18 protein-coding genes are annotated in these 22,777 nt (G+C 72.1%); 8 read left to right on the top strand and 10 right to left on the bottom strand.

The features are described from left to right. The first annotated feature begins 121 nt into the window (after positions 1-121). Positions 122-607 carry a DUF3574 domain-containing protein gene (locus tag ACFUPX_RS18500; protein ID WP_383323038.1) on the top strand — a complete coding sequence of 162 codons (486 nt, stop codon included), beginning with the start codon at positions 122-124 and terminating at the stop codon, positions 605-607. A 25-nt stretch (positions 608-632) separates the two neighbouring features. Here the strand turns inward: ACFUPX_RS18500 and ACFUPX_RS18495 are convergent, their stop codons facing one another. Continuing rightward, a complete protein-coding gene (locus tag ACFUPX_RS18495; protein ID WP_383323035.1) occupies positions 633-2,495 on the bottom strand; it encodes an FUSC family protein in 1,863 nt (620 codons plus the stop codon). A 250-nt stretch (positions 2,496-2,745) separates the two neighbouring features. Between ACFUPX_RS18495 and ACFUPX_RS18490 the strand changes: the two genes are divergently transcribed. Further along, positions 2,746-3,366, top strand: a complete 621-nt coding sequence (locus ACFUPX_RS18490) for a DUF4291 domain-containing protein (protein WP_383323033.1) — start codon at positions 2,746-2,748, stop codon at positions 3,364-3,366. Between the two features lie 16 nt (positions 3,367-3,382). Here the strand turns inward: ACFUPX_RS18490 and ACFUPX_RS18485 are convergent, their stop codons facing one another. After that, positions 3,383-4,783 (bottom strand): SWIM zinc finger family protein, encoded by a 1,401-nt coding sequence (locus tag ACFUPX_RS18485; protein ID WP_383323030.1) that lies wholly within the window; start codon positions 4,781-4,783, stop codon positions 3,383-3,385. 176 nt (positions 4,784-4,959) lie between these two features. Next, a complete protein-coding gene (locus tag ACFUPX_RS18480; RefSeq protein ID WP_383323191.1) occupies positions 4,960-8,535 on the bottom strand; it encodes a DEAD/DEAH box helicase in 3,576 nt (1,191 codons plus the stop codon). 231 nt (positions 8,536-8,766) lie between these two features. On the opposite strand from ACFUPX_RS18480, the gene ACFUPX_RS18475 reads away from it, so the two are divergent. The 4 genes from ACFUPX_RS18475 to ACFUPX_RS18460 all read left to right on the top strand — a co-directional run bounded on the left by ACFUPX_RS18475 (position 8,767) and on the right by ACFUPX_RS18460 (position 12,677). After that, entirely contained in the window at positions 8,767-9,723 is a 957-nt protein-coding gene (locus ACFUPX_RS18475; protein WP_383323027.1) for a metallophosphoesterase family protein, read from the top strand. Between the two features lie 41 nt (positions 9,724-9,764). Next, on the top strand, positions 9,765-11,159 hold the full coding sequence (locus ACFUPX_RS18470) for an MFS transporter (protein WP_383323024.1): 1,395 nt from the start codon (positions 9,765-9,767) through the stop codon (positions 11,157-11,159). Next, positions 11,156-12,187: a TolB family protein gene (locus tag ACFUPX_RS18465; RefSeq protein ID WP_383323021.1), complete on the top strand. Its 1,032-nt coding sequence runs from the start codon at positions 11,156-11,158 to the stop codon at positions 12,185-12,187. The genes ACFUPX_RS18470 and ACFUPX_RS18465 overlap by 4 nt, the downstream gene beginning before the upstream one ends. 73 nt (positions 12,188-12,260) lie before the next feature. After that, positions 12,261-12,677, top strand: a complete 417-nt coding sequence (locus tag ACFUPX_RS18460; RefSeq protein ID WP_383323018.1) for a RidA family protein — start codon at positions 12,261-12,263, stop codon at positions 12,675-12,677. Here ACFUPX_RS18460 and ACFUPX_RS18455 read toward each other — a convergent pair. The 3 genes from ACFUPX_RS18455 to ACFUPX_RS18445 form a co-directional block, all read right to left on the bottom strand. Next, positions 12,674-13,753, bottom strand: coding sequence for a glycoside hydrolase family 6 protein (locus ACFUPX_RS18455; protein WP_383323015.1), 1,080 nt, complete (start codon positions 13,751-13,753; stop codon positions 12,674-12,676). The genes ACFUPX_RS18460 and ACFUPX_RS18455 overlap by 4 nt on opposite strands. 117 nt (positions 13,754-13,870) lie before the next feature. Next, positions 13,871-14,587 carry an aspartate/glutamate racemase family protein gene (locus tag ACFUPX_RS18450; RefSeq protein WP_383323012.1) on the bottom strand — a complete coding sequence of 239 codons (717 nt, stop codon included), beginning with the start codon at positions 14,585-14,587 and terminating at the stop codon, positions 13,871-13,873. Then, positions 14,587-16,056 (bottom strand): NCS1 family nucleobase:cation symporter-1, encoded by a 1,470-nt coding sequence (locus tag ACFUPX_RS18445; RefSeq protein ID WP_383323009.1) that lies wholly within the window; start codon positions 16,054-16,056, stop codon positions 14,587-14,589. Before ACFUPX_RS18445 ends, ACFUPX_RS18450 begins: the two co-directional genes overlap by 1 nt. Positions 16,057-16,215: 159 nt before the next feature. Here ACFUPX_RS18445 and ACFUPX_RS18440 point away from each other — a divergent pair, with 159 nt between their 5' ends. Further along, entirely contained in the window at positions 16,216-16,875 is a 660-nt protein-coding gene (locus ACFUPX_RS18440; protein ID WP_383323006.1) for a GntR family transcriptional regulator, read from the top strand. A gap of 127 nt (positions 16,876-17,002) precedes the next feature. On the opposite strand, the gene pip is transcribed toward ACFUPX_RS18440, so the two are convergent. From pip to ACFUPX_RS18420, 4 genes are read right to left on the bottom strand one after another with little or no spacing between them, the layout of a single operon-like run. Then, complete coding sequence (gene pip, locus ACFUPX_RS18435) at positions 17,003-17,956, bottom strand: prolyl aminopeptidase (RefSeq protein ID WP_383323003.1); 954 nt, start codon at positions 17,954-17,956, stop codon at positions 17,003-17,005. A gap of 37 nt (positions 17,957-17,993) precedes the next feature. After that, entirely contained in the window at positions 17,994-19,250 is a 1,257-nt protein-coding gene (locus ACFUPX_RS18430; RefSeq protein ID WP_383323000.1) for an MFS transporter, read from the bottom strand. After that, positions 19,247-20,773 carry a YfcC family protein gene (locus tag ACFUPX_RS18425; RefSeq protein WP_383322998.1) on the bottom strand — a complete coding sequence of 509 codons (1,527 nt, stop codon included), beginning with the start codon at positions 20,771-20,773 and terminating at the stop codon, positions 19,247-19,249. The genes ACFUPX_RS18430 and ACFUPX_RS18425 overlap by 4 nt, the downstream gene beginning before the upstream one ends. After that, entirely contained in the window at positions 20,770-22,137 is a 1,368-nt protein-coding gene (locus ACFUPX_RS18420) for a M20/M25/M40 family metallo-hydrolase (RefSeq protein WP_383322995.1), read from the bottom strand. The genes ACFUPX_RS18425 and ACFUPX_RS18420 overlap by 4 nt, the downstream gene beginning before the upstream one ends. Before the next feature lie 171 nt (positions 22,138-22,308). Between ACFUPX_RS18420 and ACFUPX_RS18415 the strand changes: the two genes are divergently transcribed. Next, positions 22,309-22,752: an RNA-binding S4 domain-containing protein gene (locus ACFUPX_RS18415; protein ID WP_383322992.1), complete on the top strand. Its 444-nt coding sequence runs from the start codon at positions 22,309-22,311 to the stop codon at positions 22,750-22,752. The last annotated feature ends 25 nt before the right edge of the window (positions 22,753-22,777 follow it).

The raw sequence follows: 22,777 nt of genomic DNA, 5'->3' as shown, positions 1-22,777 counted from the left end.
CGGGGCGCGTGGCGTGTCCGCTACCGTCTGCGCGCGATATGGATCAACGTACTCGGAGATCCGTCGACGTCCGTCCTCCCCGCCGCAGGAACAGAAGCAGAACCAGAAAGGGATCAACCCCATGGCCCTCACCCTCTCCCGCGTCTCCCGCACCCGTCTCTCCGTGGCCGCGGCCGCCGCCGCGGTCCTCGCCGTCGGCGCCCCGGCCGCGTACGCCTCGCTCGACGGCGACACGCGCGCGCCCGGCACGACCACCACCACGCAGGTGTCCCGCGGTCAGGCCTACACCGAGACCCGTCTCCTCTTCGGGACCGAACGCCCCGACGGCGGCCCCGACGTGACCGACAAGCAGTTCATGAAGTTCATCGACGACGAGGTCACGCCGTCGTTCCCCGACGGCCTCACGGTGCAGGACGGCCGCGGCCAGTGGCGGGACTCGAACGGCAAGATCGAGCGTGAGCGCTCGTACGAGCTGATCCTCCTCTATCCGACGGCACAGGCGCCCAAGCGCGACGCCCTGGTCGAGGAGATCCGCGAGGACTACGTGAAGAAGTACGCGCAGGACTCGGTGGCGCGGCTCGACGACCGGCTGCGCGTGGACTTCTGAGGCAGGCCCGTGTCGTCCGGGTCGGTCAGGCCACCGCGGTGAGCTCCGCGAGCAGCGCGTCGAGGCGCTCGGCGTGCCGCCGCGGCAGGCGGCCCGTGTCGTCGACGTGCACCGCGCAGGCGGTCGTGGTGTCGACGAGGCGTTCGAGGGTGGCCGCCACCTTCTCCGAGCCCGCGGAGTGCCGGGCCAGGGTGGGGAGTTCGGCGGCCGCCAGGTCGATCGCGGCGCGGGCCTCGGCCAGCGTCCGGTAGGCATCGCGCCGCAGGGCCCAGCGGGCGGCGCGGTGGTCGCCGTCGACGGGTGGCCCTCCGTCGCCCGCGCCGCTCAGGACGTGGCGCAGATAGGCGTGCGCGGACTCGCGGGCCGCCGCGAGCCGGTCCTGCACGCGGCCACCGCGCTGCACCGGCCACGGCAGATGCCCGACGAGCAGGACGATCCCGCAGGCGAGCAGCGTCTCGCCGATCCGCCCCCAGGAGGCCTGCGGCTCCCCGCCCACCATCACGAGGGCGAGTACGAGCACGGTGACGACGGCGGTCTGGGCGGCGAAGTGCCGGGTGGCGACCGGAATCAGCGCACCGCACACGGCGACGACGGCGACGAGCCCGGCGGGGCGCGGCAGCAGGGCGGCGAGAGCGGCGAAGAGGACGGCGCCAAGGACGGTGCCGAGCGCGCGGCACAGGACGCGCGAGGCGAGCGGCCCGAGGTCGGGCTTGACCAGGAAGACGGCGGTGGCGGGCAGCCAGTACCAGTGCGGGTGGTGCAGGGCCTGCGCGACGGCCGCGCTCGCCCCGAAGCAGAGCGCGACGCGCACGCCGTACTCGCGCCCGCCGGGCCCGGCAGCCGTGCGCAGCAGGCCGACGGGTCCGCGCCCGCCGCCGCGCGGGGGCTTCGCGATGCCGCTGTCGAAGGCTTCGGCGGCGTACAGCAGAGCGTCGTCGAGGGCGCGCAGCCCGGCGCCGGAGCGGGCGGGCGCGGGCAGCGGCCCGCAGGGAACGCCGTCGCGGACGGCGGCGGCGAGACGGCGCGGCCCCTCTCCGGCACGCTCCGGCAGCGGCTCCCCGGCCCAGGCGAGCGCGGTCGCCGCCTCGCCGAGCGGCAGCGCGGCGAGGTACTGCGCGTGCAGCCGCCGCTCGGCCGCGGAGCTGGCGCGGCGGCGCAGGCGTGGCCCGGAGAGGGCGTCCTGGGCCTGGTCGAGCGCGGCGGTGAGGGCGGCGCGGCGGGCGGTCGACCGGGAGGTGCCGGCGGAGTCGAGGAGCGCGGCGACGGCTTCGTAGACGGCTGCGACGGCGGTGCGTTCGCCGTCAAGTCGGTAAGGGCGGCCCGCACCGGCGCCGGTCCATCCCTCGCCCGGCGAGGGCGAGGGCAGGACGAGCCGCAGCGCGAGCAGCCACCCGGCCCCGGCGAGAAAGAACAGCGCCCGCTGCCATCCGGGCTCGGGCAAGGGCATGCCCGCTCCGATGGCGGCGGCCACGAGCAGTTGCGTACCACCGGCGGAGGCGACGGTACCGACAGCGCTGAAGGCACCGGCGAAAAGCCCGAGCACGGCGAACACGAGCGGCAGCAGATACGACCCGCCGACCCGTTCACCGACGTACGCCCCAAGGACGAGCCCACCCGCCCCCGCGAGCGCGGGCACCCCGAGCCGCCGCACGGCGACGCGCCTGCTCCCCGCCCGGTCATTGATCCCGGCCAGCATGGCCCCGAGCGCGGCCACCACCCCCAGGGAGACCCGCCCGGCAACCACACCCGCACACAAGACCGGCCCGGCGGCCAGCGCACCCCGCACCACGGAATGCCACGGCACGGGCCCACGCTGCGTACGCAGGGCATGCCCGAGCCAGGGCGGAAGGGAAGCGGCGCGCGGGATCAGCGAAATCAGGGGGCTCACCTGCTCAGTCGTCGTCGGGAGGTGTACGTGTACGCACGTAGGTGTGGATGTGCACGTGCGTACGCGCCGCCGGACGACATCGGCCTGGGCGTGTGTTCCACCGTAAACGGTGTTCCTGGCGAGCAAGGGGCGTGCGTATTTCCGTGATGTGACGCTCGACGACTGCTTTGTGAACGCCTCGTGGGCGGTTGGTGGGCGGTTCGAACAATTCGCTGGCCAGCGAGTTCACTCGGACCGCAGGCTGACGACCATGAACCGCACAGACGCCGACGACACCGCCGCACCGCCCACCCGCCAGATCCGAGCCCTCTACACGGAGTCGACGGTCACCGTCTACCAGGCGTACGCCCCCGAGATCGGTGAGCCCGCGGCCCGCGCAGGCCGCTTTCCCGATGCCTGGAAGCGCGATCGCATGACATGGATCAAGCCGAGCTTCCTCTGGATGATGTACCGCTGCGGCTGGGCGACGAAGGAGGGGCAGGAGACCGTTCTGGCGGTGGAGATCACCCGCGAGGGCTTCGAGTGGGCGCTGCGCCACGCGTGCCTGTCGCACTACGCGCGCGGGCTCCATCCCTCCCAGGCGGCCTGGAAGCGGGACTTGCGGCGTGCTCCCACCCGGGTCCAGTGGGACCCGGAGCGCGACCCGCACCTGAACCCCCTCCCGCACCGCTCCCTCCAACTGGGCCTGACGGGCGATGCCGCGCGGCGTTACGCGGACGAGTGGACGGTCTCGATCACGGACGTCACCGAGCGGGCCAGGGCCATCCACACCCTCGTACGCGAGAACGGCCTCGCGACCGTCGAGAGCCTCCTCCCCGCGGAACGGCCCTACCCGGCGGGGGACGACCTGCTCGCTCACCTGAGTGCGTGATGGATCGGCGGGGCGGTCAGTAGCCGATCACTGCCGTCAGCGCCCCCACCGGATCCGCGTCCGCCTCCCCCTCCGGCCACCAGTCGTCCCGTCCCGGCTCGCTTCGGTACGGGTACCAGCGGCCGTCCCGCCCGTAGCGGAGTTGGAGGGAGCCCGAGGCGTTGGTGAGGTGGTTGTGGTGGATGGTCATGCGGGGGAGGTCTGCCGTGATCAGGGCGCCTCGGGCCCGGTCGAAGGGGCCCGCCGGGGGGTCCCAGGGCGATTCCAGGGTCGACAGGCCCTCCTCACCGCCCTGGCGCCAGGCCGCCGCCGCGCGGGAGAGGTCGGCGGGGGTGTGGTGCACCGACCTCGCCAGTTCGGCGAACTGGCGGCTGAACGTGCGGCGGCCAGTGAGGCCGGGGTGGGACGCGGCCAGGCGGACCGCGTCGTGCCAGGGGTCGGTCGCGGGGAGGGGGTTCGCGCCGGTGGTCAGGTACGCGTGGGCCCTGTTCGCCGTGTCCGTGGCCAGGAACTCCAGGGACGTGGGGTCCGGGGCTCCCGGCAGGGAGGGCAGGAGCGGGGGTTCGCCCGGGTGGGCGGGGGGTGCGAGCGGGGGCGGGAGCGGGGGGCGGTACTCCGTCGCCAGGACGTCGCGGGCCAGGGTGCCGGGGAGGGATTCGCCGGTCGCGCCGCCTTGCGTCGCGGCGGATTCTTCGCGGGCCGCCCGGTGCGCGTTGCGCTGGGCCAGTTCGTCGAGGAGTGCTTGTTCGTCTCCGCCTCGCAGGAGGAGGAGTACGAAGGGGTCGGCGTCCAGCAGTCTGGCCGTCTGGTAGGTGAGCGCTGCCGCGTGTTTGCAGGGGCGGCCGTGGTCCGGGCAGGTGCAGAACGGGACCAAGTCACCGGGGCCGGGGAGGAGTTGCACTCCGGCTCGCTCCGCCGCTTCCACCAGCGCGTGCGGCATGTCCTTGTCCAGGAGCGCCGCGATGTGGGCGGGTTCGGTGGCCACCGCGTCCAGGAAGTTGTTCCAGTCCTCCGGCGTCAGGGTGCGCATGCGGATCTCGGCGCGGTAGGGGCGGGGGCGGCTGCCGTGTACGTACGCCACGATGCGGCCCGGGGCGACCGTGATCGTGTCGACGTGACCCTCACGGGCGTAGGCCCGCCCACGCCCGAGCCTGCCCGCGTCGAGCGACGTCCCCTCCAGGGCACCGATCCAGGCGTTGCCCCACCAGGACGTGGCGAACGGGGCCTTGGGGTCGGGGTGTTGAGGGAGCGGGGGGAAGACGCGACCGGCGCCGGTCGCGCGGCTGGCGGAGGTCATTCCGGTGCGGGAGCCGGTGCGGGAGCCCGCGCCGGGGGCTGCGTGGGAGGCACTGCTGGCGGAGCCGGTGTGGGGACCAGCGCCGGAGCCGGTGTGGGAGGCGCCGCTGGCGGAGTTCATGGCCGTGCGGCCCGCACCGCCTGCACCGCCTGCACCGCCCGTGCGGCCCGCACCGACTGCGCTGCCCGCGCCGCCCAAGCCACCAGCGCCGTCTGCACTGCCAGCCCTGCCTGCACCGCCCGTACGGCCCGCACTGCCTGCACCGCCCAAGCCGCCCGCGCCCTCGCCCGCGCCCCTCACGACATCCTCCGCAACGACACCAGATCCGCGAGGTCCGCATCCGACAGTTCCGTCAGTGCTGCCTCTCCGCCGCCCAGTACCGCGTCCGCCAACGCCTGCTTCGCCGCCAGGAGTTCGGCGATTCTGTCCTCCACCGTGCCCTCCGTGATCAGGCGGTGGACCTGGACCGGCTGGGTCTGGCCGATGCGGTAGGCGCGGTCCGTGGCCTGTTCCTCGACCGCCGGGTTCCACCAGCGGTCGTAGTGGATGACGTGGCCCGCCCGGGTGAGGTTCAGACCCGTGCCCGCTGCCTTCAGGGAGAGGAGGAACACCGGTGCCTCGCCCGACTGGAAGCGGTCCACCATCTGCTCCCTCCGCGGGACCGGCGTACCCCCGTGCAGGAGTTGCGTGCCGATGCCGCGCCGCGACAGGTGCGACTCGAGGAGGCGCGCCATCTCCACGTACTGCGTGAAGATCAGGACCGCGCCGTCCTCCGCCAGGATCGTGTCCAGGAGTTCGTCGAGCAGCTCCAGCTTCCCCGAGCGGGAGCGGCCCCCGCGTGTCGTGATCTCGCCGTCCTTCAAGTACTGCGCCGGGTGGTTGCAGATCTGCTTCAGCGCCATGAGGAGTTTCATGACCAGGCCCCTGCGCGCGATGCCCTCCGACGCCTCGATGCGGGCGAGCGTCTCGCGTACGACCGCTTCGTAGAGGGAGGCTTGTTCGCGGGTGAGGGTGACCGGGTGGTCCGTCTCCGTCTTCGGGGGGAGTTCGGGGGCGATTCCCGGGTCGGACTTCTTGCGGCGCAGGAGGAAGGGGCGGACCAGCCGGGCCAGGCGCGCCATCGCCTCGTCGTCCTCGCCGCCCTCCACCAGGCGCGCGTGGCGTGCGCGGAACGACTTGAGCGGGCCGAGCAACCCCGGCGTCGTCCAGTCGAGCAGCGCCCAGAGTTCGGAGAGGTTGTTCTCGACCGGGGTTCCGGTGAGCGCCACCCTCGCCCGGGAGGGGATCGTGCGCAGCGCCTTCGCCGTCGCCGCGTGCGGGTTCTTGACGTGCTGCGCCTCGTCCGCCACCACCAGGCCCCAGGCGTGGTCGGCCAGTTCGGGCGCGCTCGTACGCATCGTCCCGTACGTCGTCAGGACGAAGCCGCCCGCCAGGTCACCGTCGAGGCTGCGGCCCGTGCCGTGGAAGCGGCGCACCGGCGTCCCCGGCGCGAACCGCTCGATCTCCCGCTGCCAGTTGCCGAGCAGCGATGCCGGGCAGACCACCAGTGTCGGCTCGGGGCGGGCCCTGTGCAGATGGAGGGCGATCAGGGTGACCGTCTTGCCCAGGCCCATGTCGTCGGCGAGGCAGCCGCCGAGGCCGAGCGACGTCATCCGGTCCAGCCAGGCCAGGCCCCGCAGTTGGTAGTCGCGCAGGGTGGCGGCGAGTGCGGGGGGCGGGGCGATGGGGCGCAGGTCGTCGGTCAGGCGTTCCCGCAGCGTGGCCAGCGCGCCGATCGGGACCGCCTCGACCCGCTCGCCGTCCACCTCCGCCGCCCCCGTCAGCGCGACGGAGAGCGCGTCCACCGGGTCCAGGAGTCCCAGATCCCGCTTGCGTGCCTTGCGTACGAGTTCGGGGTCGACCAGGACCCATTGGTCACGGAGGCGTACGACCGGGCGGTGCGCCTCCGCCAGGATGTCCATCTCGGCCTCGGTGAGGGGGCCGCCCCCTCCGCCCTCACCATCGCCGTCGCCGCCCTCGCCGTCGTTGGGCCCCAGAGCCAACTGCCAGCGGAATTCGAGGAGTTGCTCGGTCTTGAAGAAGTCGAAGTTGTCCGCCGCGGTGCCGGGCGCGGGGCGTACGACCGCGGTTGCCGTCAGGCCGCGGGTCAGCTCACGCGGCCAGTGCACGGCCACACCCGCCGCGGCCAGCCTGGTCGCCGCCGTGCCGAGGAGTTCGTACAACTCGCTCTCGCTCAGCGGCAGTACGTCGGGGCGGGGACGTTCAAGGAGGCGGGTCAGCGGGGGCCATACGCGGGCCGCGCGTCGCACCGCGAGCAGTGTGTCCACGCGGGCTCGCGGGCCGAAGTGGTCGGCGCCGGACCAGAGTTGGGCCGCGTCCGCCACGAGGGTGGGGTCAGCGAGGCTGTGCACCTGCACGACGGCCGCCGCGGGGCTCGCCACGCTCTCGCGGGAGCGGGAGCGGGAGCGGGAGTCGTCCGTCCGGCTGCTTCCCCCGGAGCCGGAGCCGGAGCCGCCTGTCCGGCTGCTTCCCCGGGAGCCGCCGCGCTCACGGAAACCACCCGTCCGGCCGCCCGGCTCAGCAGCGGGTACGCCATCAGGCACATCGTCGGGCACATCGACCGACGCCCCGTCGAACACCTCGTGCGCCTGTAGGTCGAGCCGCAGCGACACCCGCACCCCCGCGTCCATCCCGGCCGCCACCTCCGCGGCCCACTCCCGGGCGCCCGGCAGCCGCTGCGGCTCCCGCGCCGCGAAGGGGGCGCCGACCGCGTGCGCCGCGGCGGGCGTACGCGGCAGGGTGTCCACCACCGCGTCGACGAAGGCCCTGACCAGGGCGAACGGCTCGGGGAGCAGGAGGGGCCTGCTGCCGGGCAGCGGTACGGCGTGCGCCTCGGCCGGCAGTGCGGCGGCGATCGCCCGCAGCTGCGTGACGTCGGCGGCGTCCAGCGGCCCCGCCCGCCACGCGTCCAGGTCGCCGCGGGTCAGGCCCGGCAGCAGCCTGCCCCGCGCGGCCAGGTGGAGGGCATGCCGGGTGGCGGCGGCCCAGCAGGCCACGGCGGGGTGCGCGGGACCGGCCCGCAGGAACAGCCCGACGGCTTCGGCCACCGGCAGGATCAGCGCGGGGACGGTACGCGTGCGGACCCCCTTGCCATGGGGGCGCACAACGGCGATCTCCCCCGCGACGGCACCGGGCAGCCAGGCCACGCGGGGCAGCTCTCCCTCGCGGGGCAGCTCGCCCACACCGGGAGGCTCGCCCACACCGGGCAGCTCACCCTCGTCGGGGATCTCACCCGCGCCGGGCAGCTCGCCCACGCCGGGAGGCTCGCTCACGCCAGGCAGCTCGCCGGGGATCTCACCCACGCCGGGAGGCTCACCCACACCGGGCAGCTCACGCACACCGGAAATCTCACCCCCACCAGTCAGCTCACCCACACCGGGGATCTCGCCCACGCCGGGAAACTCGCCCCCACCAGGCAGCCCACCCACACCGGGAGACTCGCCCACCCCGGGAGACTCGCCCCCACCAGGCAGCCCACCCACACCGGGAGACCCACCCCCACCAGACAGCCCACCCACACCGGAAATCCCAGCCCCGGGCACCCCGCCCCCGCCAGCAAGCCCACCCCCAGCAGCCCCACCCCCAGGAAGCCCACCCCCAGGAAGCCCGCCGCCAAGAAGCCCACCCCCAGAAAGCCTCCCCGCCGGCGCCCAGAACGCGATCCGCCCCTCCCGCGGCACCTCGGCCGGCAGGAAAACAGCAGCGCAGGTCCGCACGAGCTCCCGGAGGAGCCCGGCAGCGGGCGCGTCAGCGGCGCCAGCAGCGTCAGCGGCGCCAGCAGTCGCGACGGACCGAGCCGCACCCCCCGCCATCACGTCCGCCACCTCGCCCACCACCTAGTTCACCGCCCCGCTCACCCTCAGCCACTCGCACGTCATTCCCGCACGCCACCCTAGGCCAGCCGCCCCGAGGTGAGCTCTGGTAGGAAACTTTCCTAACAATAATCCGCCGAAGTTATTGACGCGGACATGGCGCCTCGACAAGATGCCTGCGACTGGCCTCCGCACCGCTCACGGCCCCCCACGCCGATCTAGGAGACGGACATGCCGCCCACCCCCCGCGCCACGAAATCCCGTACGCCCCAAGCCCGTTGGGCCATCCCCCTGGCCGCAGGCGTCTCCCTCGCGCTCGTCGGCGGGGTCCTCCTCTGGTCCCCGGCCGACGAGGCCGACGCCGCGCCGAGCGGCAAGGACACGAAAGCGGCCTTCACCGCGGTGGCCGCCGGAGACATCGCCGAACAGTGCACCTCGGACGACAGCGGCTGCGCGCACCCCAAGACCGCCGCGCTCGTCGAGAAGCTCAACCCGTCCTTCGTCCTGACGATGGGCGACAACCAGTACGACGACGCCCGGCTCAAGGACTTCGAGGACTACTACGACACCAGCTGGGGCGCGTTCAAGGACAAGACGCGTCCGGTGCCGGGCAACCACGAGACGTACGACCCGGACGGCGCCCTGAAGGGCTACAAGTCCTACTTCGGCAGCGTCGCCTACCCCAAGGGCAAGAGCTACTACAGCTACGACCAGGACAACTGGCACTTCATCGCGCTGGACTCCAACGGCTTCGACGACAGGTCGCAGATCGACTGGCTCAAGGCGGACCTCGCCGCCAACTCCAAGAAGTGCGTGGCCGCCTACTGGCACCACCCCCTCTTCTCCTCGGGCGAGCACGGCAACGACCCGGTCAGCAGGCCCATCTGGAAGCTCCTCTACGCCAACAAGGCCGAGCTGGTCATGAACGGCCACGACCACCACTACGAGCGGTTCGCGCCGCAGAACCCGGACGGAAAGGCCGACGCCAACGGCATCGTCGAGCTGCTCGGCGGCATGGGCGGCGCCAACCCCTACAAGATCGAGGAAGTCCAGCCCAACAGCCAGAAGCGGATCACGAAGAAGTTCGGCGTGGTGCAGCTGAGCTTCACCGACACCGGCTTCTCCTGGAACCTCGTCGGCACGGACGGCGCGACGAAGGACAGCAGCCCGTCCTACAAGTGCCGTTGAGCTGCTGAGCTGCTGAGCTGCCGAGCTGCTGAGTCGCTGCGATGTATCTGGCATCAACGAACGCGGTCGCCAAGGCGAAGGGCGAGGCTGAGGCTGCTCCCACGGCCGAGGCCGGGACCAAGACCGGGACCAAGACCGGGACCAAGGCCGGGACCAAGACAGGACGGGGCCGCGTCGCCGGCCCCGTCCTCGCCCTCGGCGCGGTCAGCCTCGTCACCGACATCTCCTCCGAGATGGTCACGGCGGTACTCCCGCTCTACTTCGTGCTCCAACTAGGGCTATCACCACTCCAGTTCGGATTCCTCGACGGCCTCTACAACGGCGTCACCGCCTTCGTGCGACTCCTCGGCGGGTACGCCGCCGACCGCGGCGGACGGCACAAGCTCGTCGCGGGCGGCGGCTACGCCCTCTCCGCGCTCTCCCGGCTCGGCCTGCTCCTCGCGGGCGGCGCCACGGCCGGGATCGGCGCGGCGCTCGCCGCGGACCGCATCGGCAAGGGCGTGCGGACCGCGCCGCGCGACGCGCTGATCTCGCTCAGCAGCCCGCCGGACGCCCTGGGCAGGGCGTTCGGCGTGCACCGCGCGATGGACACCACGGGCGCGCTGCTCGGTCCGCTCGCCGCGTTCGCGCTGCTCTGGGCCACGGCGGACGCGTACGACGCCGTGTTCGTGGTCAGTTTCTGCTTCGGGCTGCTCGGAGTGCTGATACTGATCGCGTTCGTGCCGGGACGGGCCGCCGCGCCACCACCACTGGCTCCAACCCCACCCCCAACCCCAACCCCAACACCGGTCCCGACCTCGACCCCAACCCCGACCCCGACATCCCAGTCGGCCACAACACAGCCCCGAGGCACCGCACTTGACCTCCTGCGCCTCCCCGCCTTCCGACGCATCCTCTGCGCCACATCCCTCCTCGGCGCCGCCACCATCGGCGACGCCTTCCTCTACCTGCTCCTCCAGCGGCGGCTCGACTTCGCGGTGAGCTGGTTCCCGCTGCTTCCGCTGGGCGCCGCCGCGGTCTATCTGCTGCTGGCCGTGCCCGCCGGGCGCCTCGCCGACCGCACGGGCCGCCGCGTGCCCTTCCTGGCCGGGCATGTGGCGCTGCTCGGCGGATACGTCCTGCTGCTCTCCCCCGCCGACGGATGGGCCCTGCTCATCGGCGTACTCCTGCTTCTCGGCGTCTTCTACGCGGCCACCGACGGCGTCCTGATGGCGCTCGCCACGCCCGTGCTGCCGCGGGGACGCCGGGCCAGCGGCATGGCGGTCCTGCAGACGGGCCAGGCCCTGGCCCGCCTCGTCGCGGCCGCCGGGTTCGGCGCGGCCTGGACGCTGTGGGGCATCGGCCCGGCCCTGACCTGCGCGGCGCTCGCACTGACGGCGGCACTGGCGGGCGCGACGGCGCTCCTCCCCCGCCGGGAAAGGCAGACCCAGACATGAAGCCCCCTACACCCGGCCCCGCCCTCACCTCCGCACCCGCCCTCAAGTCCCTGCGCGCCCGCATCATCGCCGTGGCCGCGGCAGCCGCCGTCCTCGCGACGGTGGCCGTCGGCTACACCCTGCACGCGGCCGAACGGGCCGAACCGACCTCCGCCATATCGGAGTTCGCACTCGACCCGGGCCACCTCTACTTCCGCGGCACGGAAGCGGGCGCGGGCCGCGTAGCCCGTACGGTCAACGCCTCGGGAAAGGGCGCCCGCACCACGGGCGGCCCCTCCTGCGAGCGCTTCTACGCCGCCGCCGACACCGCGCTCTGCCTCCAGCGCCGCCCAGGCATCCCGCCCACGTCGTACGCCCTCGTCCTGGACCGGCAGCTGCGCGAGAAGCGCCGCATCGCCCTCACCGGCATCCCCAACCGGGCCCGGGTCTCGGCGTCGGGCCGGATGCTGTCCTGGACGATGTTCGCGACGGGGGATTCGTACGCGGGCTCTTCCTTCTCCACCCGCACCTCGATCCTGGACACCCGCACGGGCTACCTGATCAAGAACATGGAGGAGATCCCCCTCACCCTCGACGGCCGCCGCTATCACTCCCCCGACGTCAACTACTGGGGCGTCACCTTCGCCGACGACGACAACCGCTTCTACGCCACCGTCTCCACGAAGGGCAAGACGTACCTGGTCCAGGGCGACATGAAGAAGTGGGCGGCCCGCACCCTGCGCACCAACGTGGAGTGCCCCTCCCTCTCCCCGGACAACACACGGCTGGCCTTCAAGAAGCGCGTTCGGAAGGGGACTTCGCAACCCTGGCGTCTCTACGTCCTCGACCTGCGCACGATGCGCGAACACCCCCTCGCCGAGACCCGCAGCGTCGACGACCAGGCCGCATGGCTGGACGACGACACCTTGGCGTACGCGCTCCCGGGCGAACAGGGAAGGAAGCGCGACGTCTGGACCACGCCGGCGGACGGCAAGGGAGCGCCGAACCTGCTGGTACGGAGCGGGAGTTCACCGGCGGCGGTGCGCTGAGACAGGCCCGCCTGCCATTGCCCGGGTGAAATTCGGATGCGTCCCGCCGGCCGCCTCCCGCAGGATCAGGACCATGGCCACCACTCACCGAACCGTCGTACCCACCCTCTTCCCGCCGCCCGGATACGCCCACGCAGCCCTGGTCGAGGCCGGCACCAAGCTCGCCTTCATGGCGGGCTCGGTGCCGCTCGACGCCGAGGGGAACCTCGTCGGGGAGGGTGACGTCGCGCGCCAGACCGCGCAGGTCGTCGCCAACCTCGACGAGGCCCTGCGCGCGATCGGCAGCGACCTGACCCAGGTGGTGGCGAGCACGGTGTACGTCGTGAGCGACGAACCCGGCGTGCTGAGCCAGGCGTGGGAGGTCGTCCGCGCCTCCGACCTGCTCGCGAAGGGCCCGCACACCTCCACCCTGCTCGGCACGACCTGCCTCGGCTACACCGGCCAACTGGTCGAGATCACCGCCACGGCAGTGGTCCCCGACCAGACCTAGCCCCGGGCCCTGCTCGCGAGCCCGAGGGCGTACTGCGGCCACCACTGACCCGCCCTCGGCCCGCCCCGGCAGGTTCCGTCGGACTCTCCGGGGCGCTTGATCCACAGGTAGGCGTCGAGCGCGGGGTCGCCGGTGGAGCTGGTGGGCGGAGTGCCGAGTGCGCGGCCCGGCGGATTGCACCAGGCTTCGTTGCCGCCGCCGGTGTAGGGGCCGTTGCCGTTGCGGCTGCTGTCGACGACGAAGTGCTTGTCGCCGCCGAGTGCTGCCGCGATGCGGTGCCCGTACGCCGAACTCACGGCGTCGGTCTGATAGTTGGACACATTGACGGCGAAGCCGTCGGCCCTGGCGATACCGGACTGCCGCAGCGGGCCCACCAGGCGGCTCTCGGCGGGGATCCAGCCCGCGTTGCCCGCGTCGAGATAGACCTTGGCGTGCGGGCGGGCCTTGATGCGGTGGACGGCGTAGGCGAGCAGCCCGTAGCGCTCGCGGGCGTCGGCCTTCGCGCAGCCCGCGATCTTCTGCGCGACGGCGTCCGGTTCGACGACGACGTATGCGGCACGGTCGCCGATGCCCTCGGCGAACTCGTCGATCCACCGCCGGTACTCCGCCGCGGTCCCCGCCCCGCCCCCGGAGTAGTCACCGCAGTCGCGGTGCGGGATGAAGTACGCGACGAGCACCGCGGTGTGCCGCGTCGCGCTCGCCGCCTGTGTGGCCGCGCGGACCACGGGTCCCGGCCCCGGGCTGTGCAGCCACACGGCCTGGGGGCGGTCGGCGATGCGTCCCAGGAGGCGGGCGTCGGCGCTGCGGCCCTGGCGGCGCCATGCGGTGACCTGTTGGGCGGCGGCGGTGTCCGGGTCGACCCAGAAGGAGGGACCCGGGGCGTCGCCCGCGTGCGCGGCGGCGTACGCGGCACCGGCCGCACCCTTGGCCGCCCCTCCGGAAGCCGGGGCACCGAAAGCCGGGGCACCGGACGCCGAGGCACCGGAAGCCGCCGCGCTCAGCAGCAGCGCGGCGGCGAGGAACCGGGCGAGGCGGGGACGGACACGCTCAGGGGATCGGAAGGGCGGCTGCGACACCGGGCACCTCCAGTTGCTCGGCACCGGATGGGCCCGGCGCATTCCCCGGAGTCTGCGGTGACCCGGCCCTCATGAGGCCTCGTACACCGCCGGTCGGGCGGCAGATCACCCGAAGAATCACTCCGACGGCGGCGCCCAAGTACGTGTCTTCGGCAGGGGTTTGGCGTAGCCGCCGACGCGGCTCGTGGTCAGGCCGAGGCCCACGAGCGACTCGGCGAGCTTCACCGCCGCGGCCACGCCGTCGACCACGGGCATGTCGAGGGCGGCGCCGACCTTCTCCTGGAGGCCGGTCATTCCCGCACAGCCGAGCACCAGGACCTCGGCGCCCGCGTCGCGGGTCCGTTCGGCCGCGGCGAGGAAGGCGCGGACGGTGACCTCGGAGTCGCCGAGGTCCAGGACGCCGAGGCCGGTCCCGACCACGGCGGCGCAGTTCTGTCCGACGCCCGCCGCGTGCAGGCTGTCCTCGATCTGGCCGCGCGCCCGGTCGAGGGTGGTGACGACGCCGTACCGCCGCCCTAGGAGGCAGGCCAGATGCGCGGCGGCCTCGGTGATGTCGACGACGGGCACGTCGAGGAGCTCGCGTGCGCCTTCGCGTCCGTGCTCGCCGAACCCGGCCATCACCACGGCGTCGTACGGCTCCTCATGCCCACGCAGGGTGTCGAGAACGGCGGCCGCCGAAAGATAGCTGTCGAGCCACCCCTCGGCGGACTCCGGCCCCCAGGCGGGGGTGAGCCCGGTGATCGTGGTGCCGGGGGCGGCGGCCTCCCGGGCGCCGCGCACGATCTCCTCGGTCATCGCCCGGGTCGTATTGCAGTTGGTGACGACGATGCGCACTAGGCCTCCACCTCGGCGGCGACGGCGGCGGTCCGCTCGGCGCGGCACAGCACGGCGTACAGGAGCGCGGCCGTGGCCGTGCCGATGAACCAGGAGTACGGGGCCACGTAGTCGAAGAACGGCACGAGCGCGCACACCGCCGCGAATCCTGCCGTCGGCACGAAGGCGGCGAGCGCCTTCGGGTTGACGCCCTTCTTGTAGTAGTACGGCGATCCCGGCTCGGCCTTGAAGAGCGCTTCGGCGTCGATGCGACCGCGCTTCACCCAGAAGTAGTCGACCGCGATGATCCCGAACAGCGGTCCGAGGAAGGCGCCGAGCCCGCCCAGGAAGTAGTTCACGACGGTCGGGTTGGAATAGAGGTTCCACGGCGTGACGAGCAGGGCCGCGACCGTGGAGATGATCCCGCCGATCTTGAAGGTGATCTTCTGCGGCCAGACGTTGGCCAGGTCGTACGCGGGTGAGACGAAGTTGGCCACGATGTTCACGCCCATCGTGGCGACGGCGAAGGTGAGCGCCCCGAAGACGAGGACCCAGGTGTTGCCGATCTCGGCGACCAGTTCGGCGGGGTCGGTGATGGCCTTGCCGAAGACCTCCAGGCTGCCCGCCGTGACGATGACGGAGAGGATCACGAAGGCCGTGGAGTTGATGGGAAGGCCCCAGAAGTTGCCGCGCTTGACGGTGCGGTAGTCGGGGGCGAAGCGCGAGAAGTCGCAGAAGTTGAGCATCAGCGTGCCGTAGGTGGCGAGGATGAGCCCGATGGCGCCGAACCACTGCCGCACCTGCTCACCGGTGGAGACCGGGTTCGGGGTGCTGGTGAGCGAAATGGTCCAGCCGGCCTTCCAGAGGATCCACACGGCGAGGGCGATCATCACGACCCAGATGGCGGGCCCGCAGAAGTCCTGGAACTTCCGTACGGATTCCATGCCTCGGGTCATGATCAGCCCCTGCACCAGCCAGAGGGCGACGAACGAACACCAGCCGAGGGCGTGCAGGCCGAGGAAGGAGTGCTCGGTCCACGCGTCCAGGCTCGGGAAGGCGGCGATCAGCATCACATTGACCGCGATGGAGGCCAGATAGGTCTGGATTCCGTACCACATGATGGCGATCACGGCCCTGATCAGGGCGGGGATGTTGGCGCCCCAGACGCCGAAGCTGATGCGGCTGACGACGGGGAAGGGCACGCCGTGGCGCTGTCCGATGCGGCCCATCATGTTCATCCCGGCGTAGATGAGCACGAAGCCGACGAGGAGCGAGGTGAAGATCTGCCAGACGTTCAGGCCGAGGACCAGCAGACCGGCCGCGAAGGTGTAGTTGCCGAGGTTGTGGACGTCGGACATCCACAGGGCGAAGAGGTCGAAGACCTTCCAGTTGCGTTCGGCGGAGGGGGCGAGGTCCTCGTTGGTGAGGCGGGGATCGGGCACGAAGTCGGCCGCGACGCCTGGGGCGTCGGCGCGCTGGGTGAGGGACACGGGGCCTCCTGCAGGGGGGACGGAGGTGCGGCGCTCTTTGGTATACCAAAGTTTGGTATACCAAAGATCCCGTCATGCTCCCGCTCCCGGAGGCGCCCGGCAATGTCCGCGCGGTTACGAATCGGTAAATCGATCCAAGGTTCGGCAATGATGGACCCCATGACGACCGTGGAGCAGCCGCTGGCCGCCGTACGCGAACGCGTGCTCGCCGAGCTGCGGCAGGAGATCATCGCCGGACGCCTCAGGCCGGGCGACCGCCTGGTCGAACGGGAGCTCGCCGAGCGGCTGGGCGTGTCCAGGGTCCCGGTCCGCGAGGCGATCCGGGCCCTGGTCGCCGAGGGCTTCGTCATGTTCGAGACCCCCCGCAGAACGGTGGTCCGCCGCCTCACCCGCACCGATGTCACCGAACTCTTCGAGCTGCGCGAGGCGTTGGAGGTGTTCGCGGCGGGTCGTGCGGCGCAGCGCGCCACGCAGGAGGGCCTCGCGGAGTTGTCCGCCCTGCTCGACAGCGCCGCGAAGGCGACGCGCACGGCGGACGCGGAGGCGATCACGGACATCAACACGCGCTTCCACGACCGCCTCCTGGCCATGGCGGGAAACGGTCTGCTGACCTCGGTCATGGAGCCGGTGGACGGGCGGCTGCGGTGGATGACGCGGCGGAACGAGGAGTGGACGCATCTCCTCGCGGAACACCGGGAGTTGTACGAGGCGGTGGCCTCGGGGGATGCGGAGCGGGCGCGGGGCGTGGCGCTGGCCCACGTCAGGACCAACTACCGGTCGACGGTGCGGCAGCTCTTCGGCGAGGAAGAACAGGATTAGACGCCGGACGGGCTGTTCCAGCCCGTCCGGCGTTTGAGGACATCTTGTAAGGGGGTCCAGGGGGCGGAGCCCCTTGGTTTCGGGAAGGGGCGGGATTGGGGAAAGCCCCGCAGGGACCGCCCGCACCTCACCCCGCCCGATACCGATCCGTCGCCCGCACCAGCTCCTCCGCGATCCCCCGCGCCCCCGCGTTGTGCCCCACATCCTCGACAAGGATCAACTCGCTCCCCGGCCAGGCCCCTTGGAGCCGCCAGGGAATCCCCACCAGGTTCCCGAGATCGAGCACCCCCTGCACCAGCGTCCCCGGAATCCCGGCCAGCGCCCCCATGTCCCGCAGCACGACCTCGTCCCCGCCCAGCCAGTGGTCATGGGCGAAGTAGTGCGTGACGGTCCGGGCGAATCCCGCCCGGAAGGTCTCGTCCTCGTACCGGGGAACGGACCGCGGCGGCTGCGACGCGAACGCCGTCTCCCAGTCCGTCCACGCCCGCGCGGCAGCGGCCCGCACCTCCGCGTCGGAGGACTCAAGGAGCCGGTTGTACGCGGCGGCGAGATCCCCGTCCCGCTCCCCCTCCGGGACCCCGTCCCGGAACGCCTCCCACGCCGCCGGAAAGATCCGCCCGAGCCCCCGGGTCAGTAGCTCGACCTCCGCCCGGCTCCCCGTGGCGAGCCCCGTGAGCACCAGCTCGGACACCCGGTCGGGATACGTCTGCGCATAGCGGAGCCCCAGCACGGACCCCCAGGACCCGCCCCACACCAGCCACCGCTCGATCCCCAGGTGCCGCCGCAGCAACTCCAGGTCGGCCAGCAGGTGCTTGGTCGTGTTGACGCTCATGTCGGTACGGGGGTCGCTCGCGGGCGGTGTCGAACGCCCGCACCCGCGCTGGTCCAGGAGCACCACCCGATACGACTCGGGGTCGAAGTACCGCCGGAAGAACGGCGTGCACCCCGACCCCGGCCCTCCGTGCAGCACGACCGCGGGCTTCCCCAGCGGATTGCCGCAGACCTCCCAGTACACGCGGTTGCCGTCGCCGACTTCGAGCATGCCGTGGTCGTACGGCTCGATCTCCGGATAAAGGCCCATCGGCCGAAGATAACCCGCTGGCCGCGCGCCCCACGGGTCAACCGGCCCGCAGCCCCCGCATCCGCCCGTACGCGTACACGCATCCCGCGAGCGCCAGATCGGAGAGCAGCATGAAGCCGATCGAGTACGAGTCCTTGGCGCTGTAGATCGCCCCCATGACCAGCGGTGGGACGAACCCTCCGAGGCCGCCCACCGCTCCGACGATGCCCGTCACGGAGCCGACCTGTGCCTGCGGCGTCACCTGGGAGACGAGTGCGAAGACGCTGCCGCTCGCCGTGCCGAGTCCCGCCGCCATGGCCAGGAAGAAGATCGTGCCGCCCGGGTTCAGCGGGGGTTCGAAGGCTTGCGCGATGGCGAAGACCGCGACGACGGACAGCGCGACCGAGGTGACCGTCGCCGGGTGGATCCGGTCGGAGAGCCAGCCGCCGATGGGCCTGAAGATGACCGTGACCAGGGCGAACCCGGCGGCCTTCGTGCCCGCGTCCGTGGGCGAGAGGTCGTACCAGGTCTTCAGGTACGTGGGCAGATAGACGCCGAAGGCGACGATGCCGCCGAACCCGATCGCGTACAGCGCGGAGAGCTCCCACGTCACCCGCAGCCGGCCGGCCGCACCGAGACGGGTCGTGAGCGGGCTCGTCGGCACCGGGCGGTCGGGGCGGTCGGTGATCAGGAGCGCCGCGAGCACCGCGTACGCGGCGAGGGCGATCGCGACGACCAGGAAGGGCAGGTTGTCGCCGTGCTTGGCGATCCGCGGCGTGAAGTACCCGGAGAGCGCCACGCCTCCCATGCCCATCCCGAAGACGCCGAGCGCGAAGCCCCGGTGGGCGGGCGGGAACCAGGAGTTGACCAGCGGGATGCCGATCGCGAACGTCGTGCCGCCCAGGCCGAGCAGGAAGCCGACCGCGAGCATCGCGATGTAGTTGTCCTTGGCCGGGATGATCAGCAGCACCGGCACGATCGTGAGCGCCGAGACCAGCGGGAACATCCGCTTGGCGCCGTAGCGGTCGGTGAGCGCGCCGACCGGGACGCGGCCGAGCGAGCCGACGATGACCGGCACGGCCACCAGCAGGGACTGGGCGAACGACGAGAGCCCGAGCCGCTCCCCGAAGTCGCTGCCGAGCGGCGCGATGAGGTCCCACGCCCAGAAGGTGAGCGTGAAGCCGACCGTGGCGACCGCGAGATTGCGGTACGCGGCGGCCGAAGGCCTGGCCGCGGCGCTTGAGGGGGCTGAGGGGGGCGAGGGGGTGGAGGGGGTCGGGGAGGGGGTCGGGGAGGGGGTTGGGGGATTCGTCATGTCATCACCGCTCCGAGCGCCACGAAGGCGCAGATCAGTACGAACAAAATGGCGAGCAGCGGCCAGACGAAGCGCAGGTACTTGTCGTAGCCGACTTTCGCGAGCGCGACGCCGCCGATGGTCACGGCGGTGGTCGGCACCCACAGATTCATCCAGCCGCTCGCGGCCTGCCATGCGGTGACGACGACCGAGCGCGAGACCCCGGCGAAGTCGGCGAGGGGGGCGAGGATCGGCATGGCGAGGGTGGCGTGGCCGGAGGTGGAGGGGATCAGGAAGGCCAGCGGCAGGTTCACGACGAAGACGATGATCGCGAAGAGCCCGGAGGACGTGCCCTTCACGACGCCCTCGATGGAGTGCAGGACGGTGTCGGTGACCTTCGAGTTGTTCATGATCACCGTGACGCCGCGCGCGAGCACGATCACCAGCGCGGGCGAGATGAAGTCGGCCGCGCCCTGGATGATCGTCGAGCTGAGCTTCTGCTCGCCCATCCGTGCCACGCACCCCACGAGCACGGCGGCGCAGAGGAAGAGCGCCGCCAACTGCGGGAAGGACCAGTCGAGTTCGAAGCCGTACGGCTTCGCATCCGCGTTGCCGGTGAGCGCGCTCGACCAGGGCACCACGGAGAAGATCATGAAGGCGAAGACGAGGGCGACCAGGACGAGGACGGCCTTGTGCAGGCGCGTCAGCTCCGGCACCTCGCCCGCGTCCTCGTCGGTCTGCTCGCGGTCGCCGGGCAGGAAGCCGGTGAGGGAGCGTTCCGGGTTCTTCTGTACGCGCTTCGCGTAGTGGATGACGTAGGCGATGGTGACCGCGGTCAGGACGACCCACATCACGAACCGCAGCACGATGCCGTCGCCGAGCGAGATGTCCGCGGCCGAGGAGGCGACCCCGGTCGCGAACGGGTTGACCGTCGAGCAGAGCACGCCGATCCCGGCCCCCAGGATGATCGCGCCGACGGCGACCATCCGGTCGTAGCCGAGGGCCAGCATCAGGGGCACGATCAGGCCGTAGAAGCCGAGTGTCTCCTCCGCGAATCCCTCGACCGTGCCGAGGACGGAGAAGACGAGCATCACGCCCGCGATCAGCATCGCGCCGCGTGCGCGCAGGCGGTGGGCGAGGCGGCCGATGCCGCGGTCCAGGGCGCCGGTGGCGAAGACGACGGTGATGAACGCGCCGATGGCGAGCACGAACAGGAACACGCCCGCGCTGCCGTACAGCTCACCGGTCATGTCGGGCCCGACGACGCCCGACTTCTCGTCCTGGATGCCGTACAGGCCGTTGACCGGGGCGAGGAAGAGGTCGCCCAGCCGGTCGACGAAGCTCTGGCCGGAGTCGACGCGGTGGTAGCTGCCCTGGACGGGGGCGCCCTTGTCGTTGCGGTCGTAGGCGCCGGAGGGAATGAGGAAGGCGAGCAGCCAGACGCCTACGGTGACGATCGCGAGGATGGTCAGAGCGCTGGGGAAGGTGAACTTCCGTTTGTGCTGCGGCTCTTCGGTGCCGGGATCGGTCGCCGTGGTACTCATGCGCGGCTCTTCCCGGCCGCATCGCCGCCGTCGAAGTCGGCGGCGTACTCCCGCACGAAGGCGGCCATGGCGACGACGGTGTTGCGCAGCTCGGAGAAGAGGACGCGTTCGTTCGGGGCGTGCAGATTGCACATGCTGTCCTGGGCTCCGAAGAGCAGGACCTCGGCGCCGGGTGCCGCCTTCGCGAGGCCGTTGACCAGGGGGATGGAGCCGCCGGTCGCCACGAACGAGGCGTCCTCGCCCCAGGCCTCCTTGAGCGCGGCTCGGGCGGCTCGGTAGGCGGGGCCGCCGGTGGCCGCCTCGTAGCCGGGTCCCGTGTCGCCGGGCGTGACGGTGAGGGGGACGCCGAACGGCGTGAGCGAGCGCAGGTGGTCGACCAGCTTGCCCTGCGCCTCCTTCGCGTCCTGGCGGGGGTGGAAGCGGAGGTTCAACTTGGCGCGCGCGTACGGCACGACGGCCGAAGCGGCGTGCTCGACGGTCGGCGCGTCCAGGCCGACCACCGTGATCGCGGGGCCGCTCCACAGCCGCTCGCCCAGGCTGCCGCTGCCGACGAGCGGCACCCCCTCGCGCACACCGGCGAGCGAGCGGAACTCGTCCTCGGTGTAGCTCGTGCCGCTCCAGTCCTCCCGCCGCAGCCCCTCCACGGCCACGTCTCCGTGTACGTCGTGCAGGGTGGCCAGGGCCTTGAGGAGCACGAGCAGGGCGTCGGGCGCCGCGCCGCCGAACTCCCCGCTGTGGCGCGGCTCGTCGAGGGTGCGCACCTCCACGACCACTTCGGACGCGCCGCGCAGGGCGGTGGTGAGGGTGGGGGTGCCGGGGCGGAGGTTGCCGAGGTCGGCGACCACCATGGCGTCGCAGGCGAACCGCTCCGGGTCGGTGGGCGGATAGTCGTCGAAGGCGCTGCCGTACTCCTCCTGACCCTCGATGACGATCTTGATCCCGACGGGCGGCCGGCCGCCGTAGGCCCGCAGCATCCCCAGGTGCGCGATGACGTTGGACTTGTCGTCCGCGATGCCCCGGGCGCGCAGGCCGCCCTCGATCGGGGTCGGCTCGAAGGGCGGCGACTTCCACAGGCTCTCGTCGCCGGGCGGCTGGACGTCGTAGTGGCCGTAGAGCAGGACCGTCGGCGCCTGCGGGGTCGGCGGCGGGATCTCCGCGTAGATCACCGGTGAGGTGTCCGGCAGGTCGAGCCGCTCGACGGTCGCCACCCCCGCTGCCCGCAACAGCTCGACCAGCAGATCGTGCGCCTCCTGGACCGGCTCGGAGGGGAAGCCGGGGAAGGCGATCGAGGGGATCGCGGCCAGCCGTTCGAGGTCGGCGCGCAACGTGTCCATCAGGTCATCGACGGTGGCTTCGAGCTTCATAGGCGGCACCCCTGGGTCTACATCAGGCTTTGTGGTGATTAGCCCGAATTATCAGACTCCGAGGGGAACGGATCCCGAACGGCTCGCCGTGCGGCCGGGGATGCCGCACTGCTGCCGCACGGCTGTCACACACCGCCTCCCCCACCGCCGGGCAGGCATTAAAGTCGAGGCATGGCTTCGGAGACTTCAGGCGGGGGCGCGGGTACGGGCGGGAGCGCGGGGGCGGGCGGCGCCGCGGGCGGGGGAACCGTGCGGATCGACGCCTGGATCTGGGCCGTACGCCTGGTCAAGACCCGCTCGATGGGCGCGGCGGCCTGCAAGGGCGGCCATGTGCGGGTCAACGGCGAGCGCGTGAAGCCCGCTTACGGCGTGCACGTCGGCGACGAGGTACGCCTGCGCCACGCGGGCGGCCGCGAGAACGTCGTCGTCGTCAAACGCCTCATCCGCAAGCGCGTGGGCCCTCCGGTGGCCGTCGAGTGCTACGTCGACAACAGCCCTCCGCCACCGCCCCGCGAGGCCGTGGCCCCGGCCGGCATCCGCGACCGGGGAACGGGCCGCCCCACCAAGCGCGACCGCCGGGACATGGAACGACTGCGCGGCTTCGAGGGCGGCTAGCCACGCGCCCCCGTCCCCGCACCGA

Source organism: Streptomyces sp. NPDC057302, from assembly GCF_042667685.1.
Classification (GTDB): Bacteria; Actinomycetota; Actinomycetes; order Streptomycetales; family Streptomycetaceae; genus Streptomyces.
This window is presented reverse-complemented; position numbering and strand designations above follow the sequence as displayed.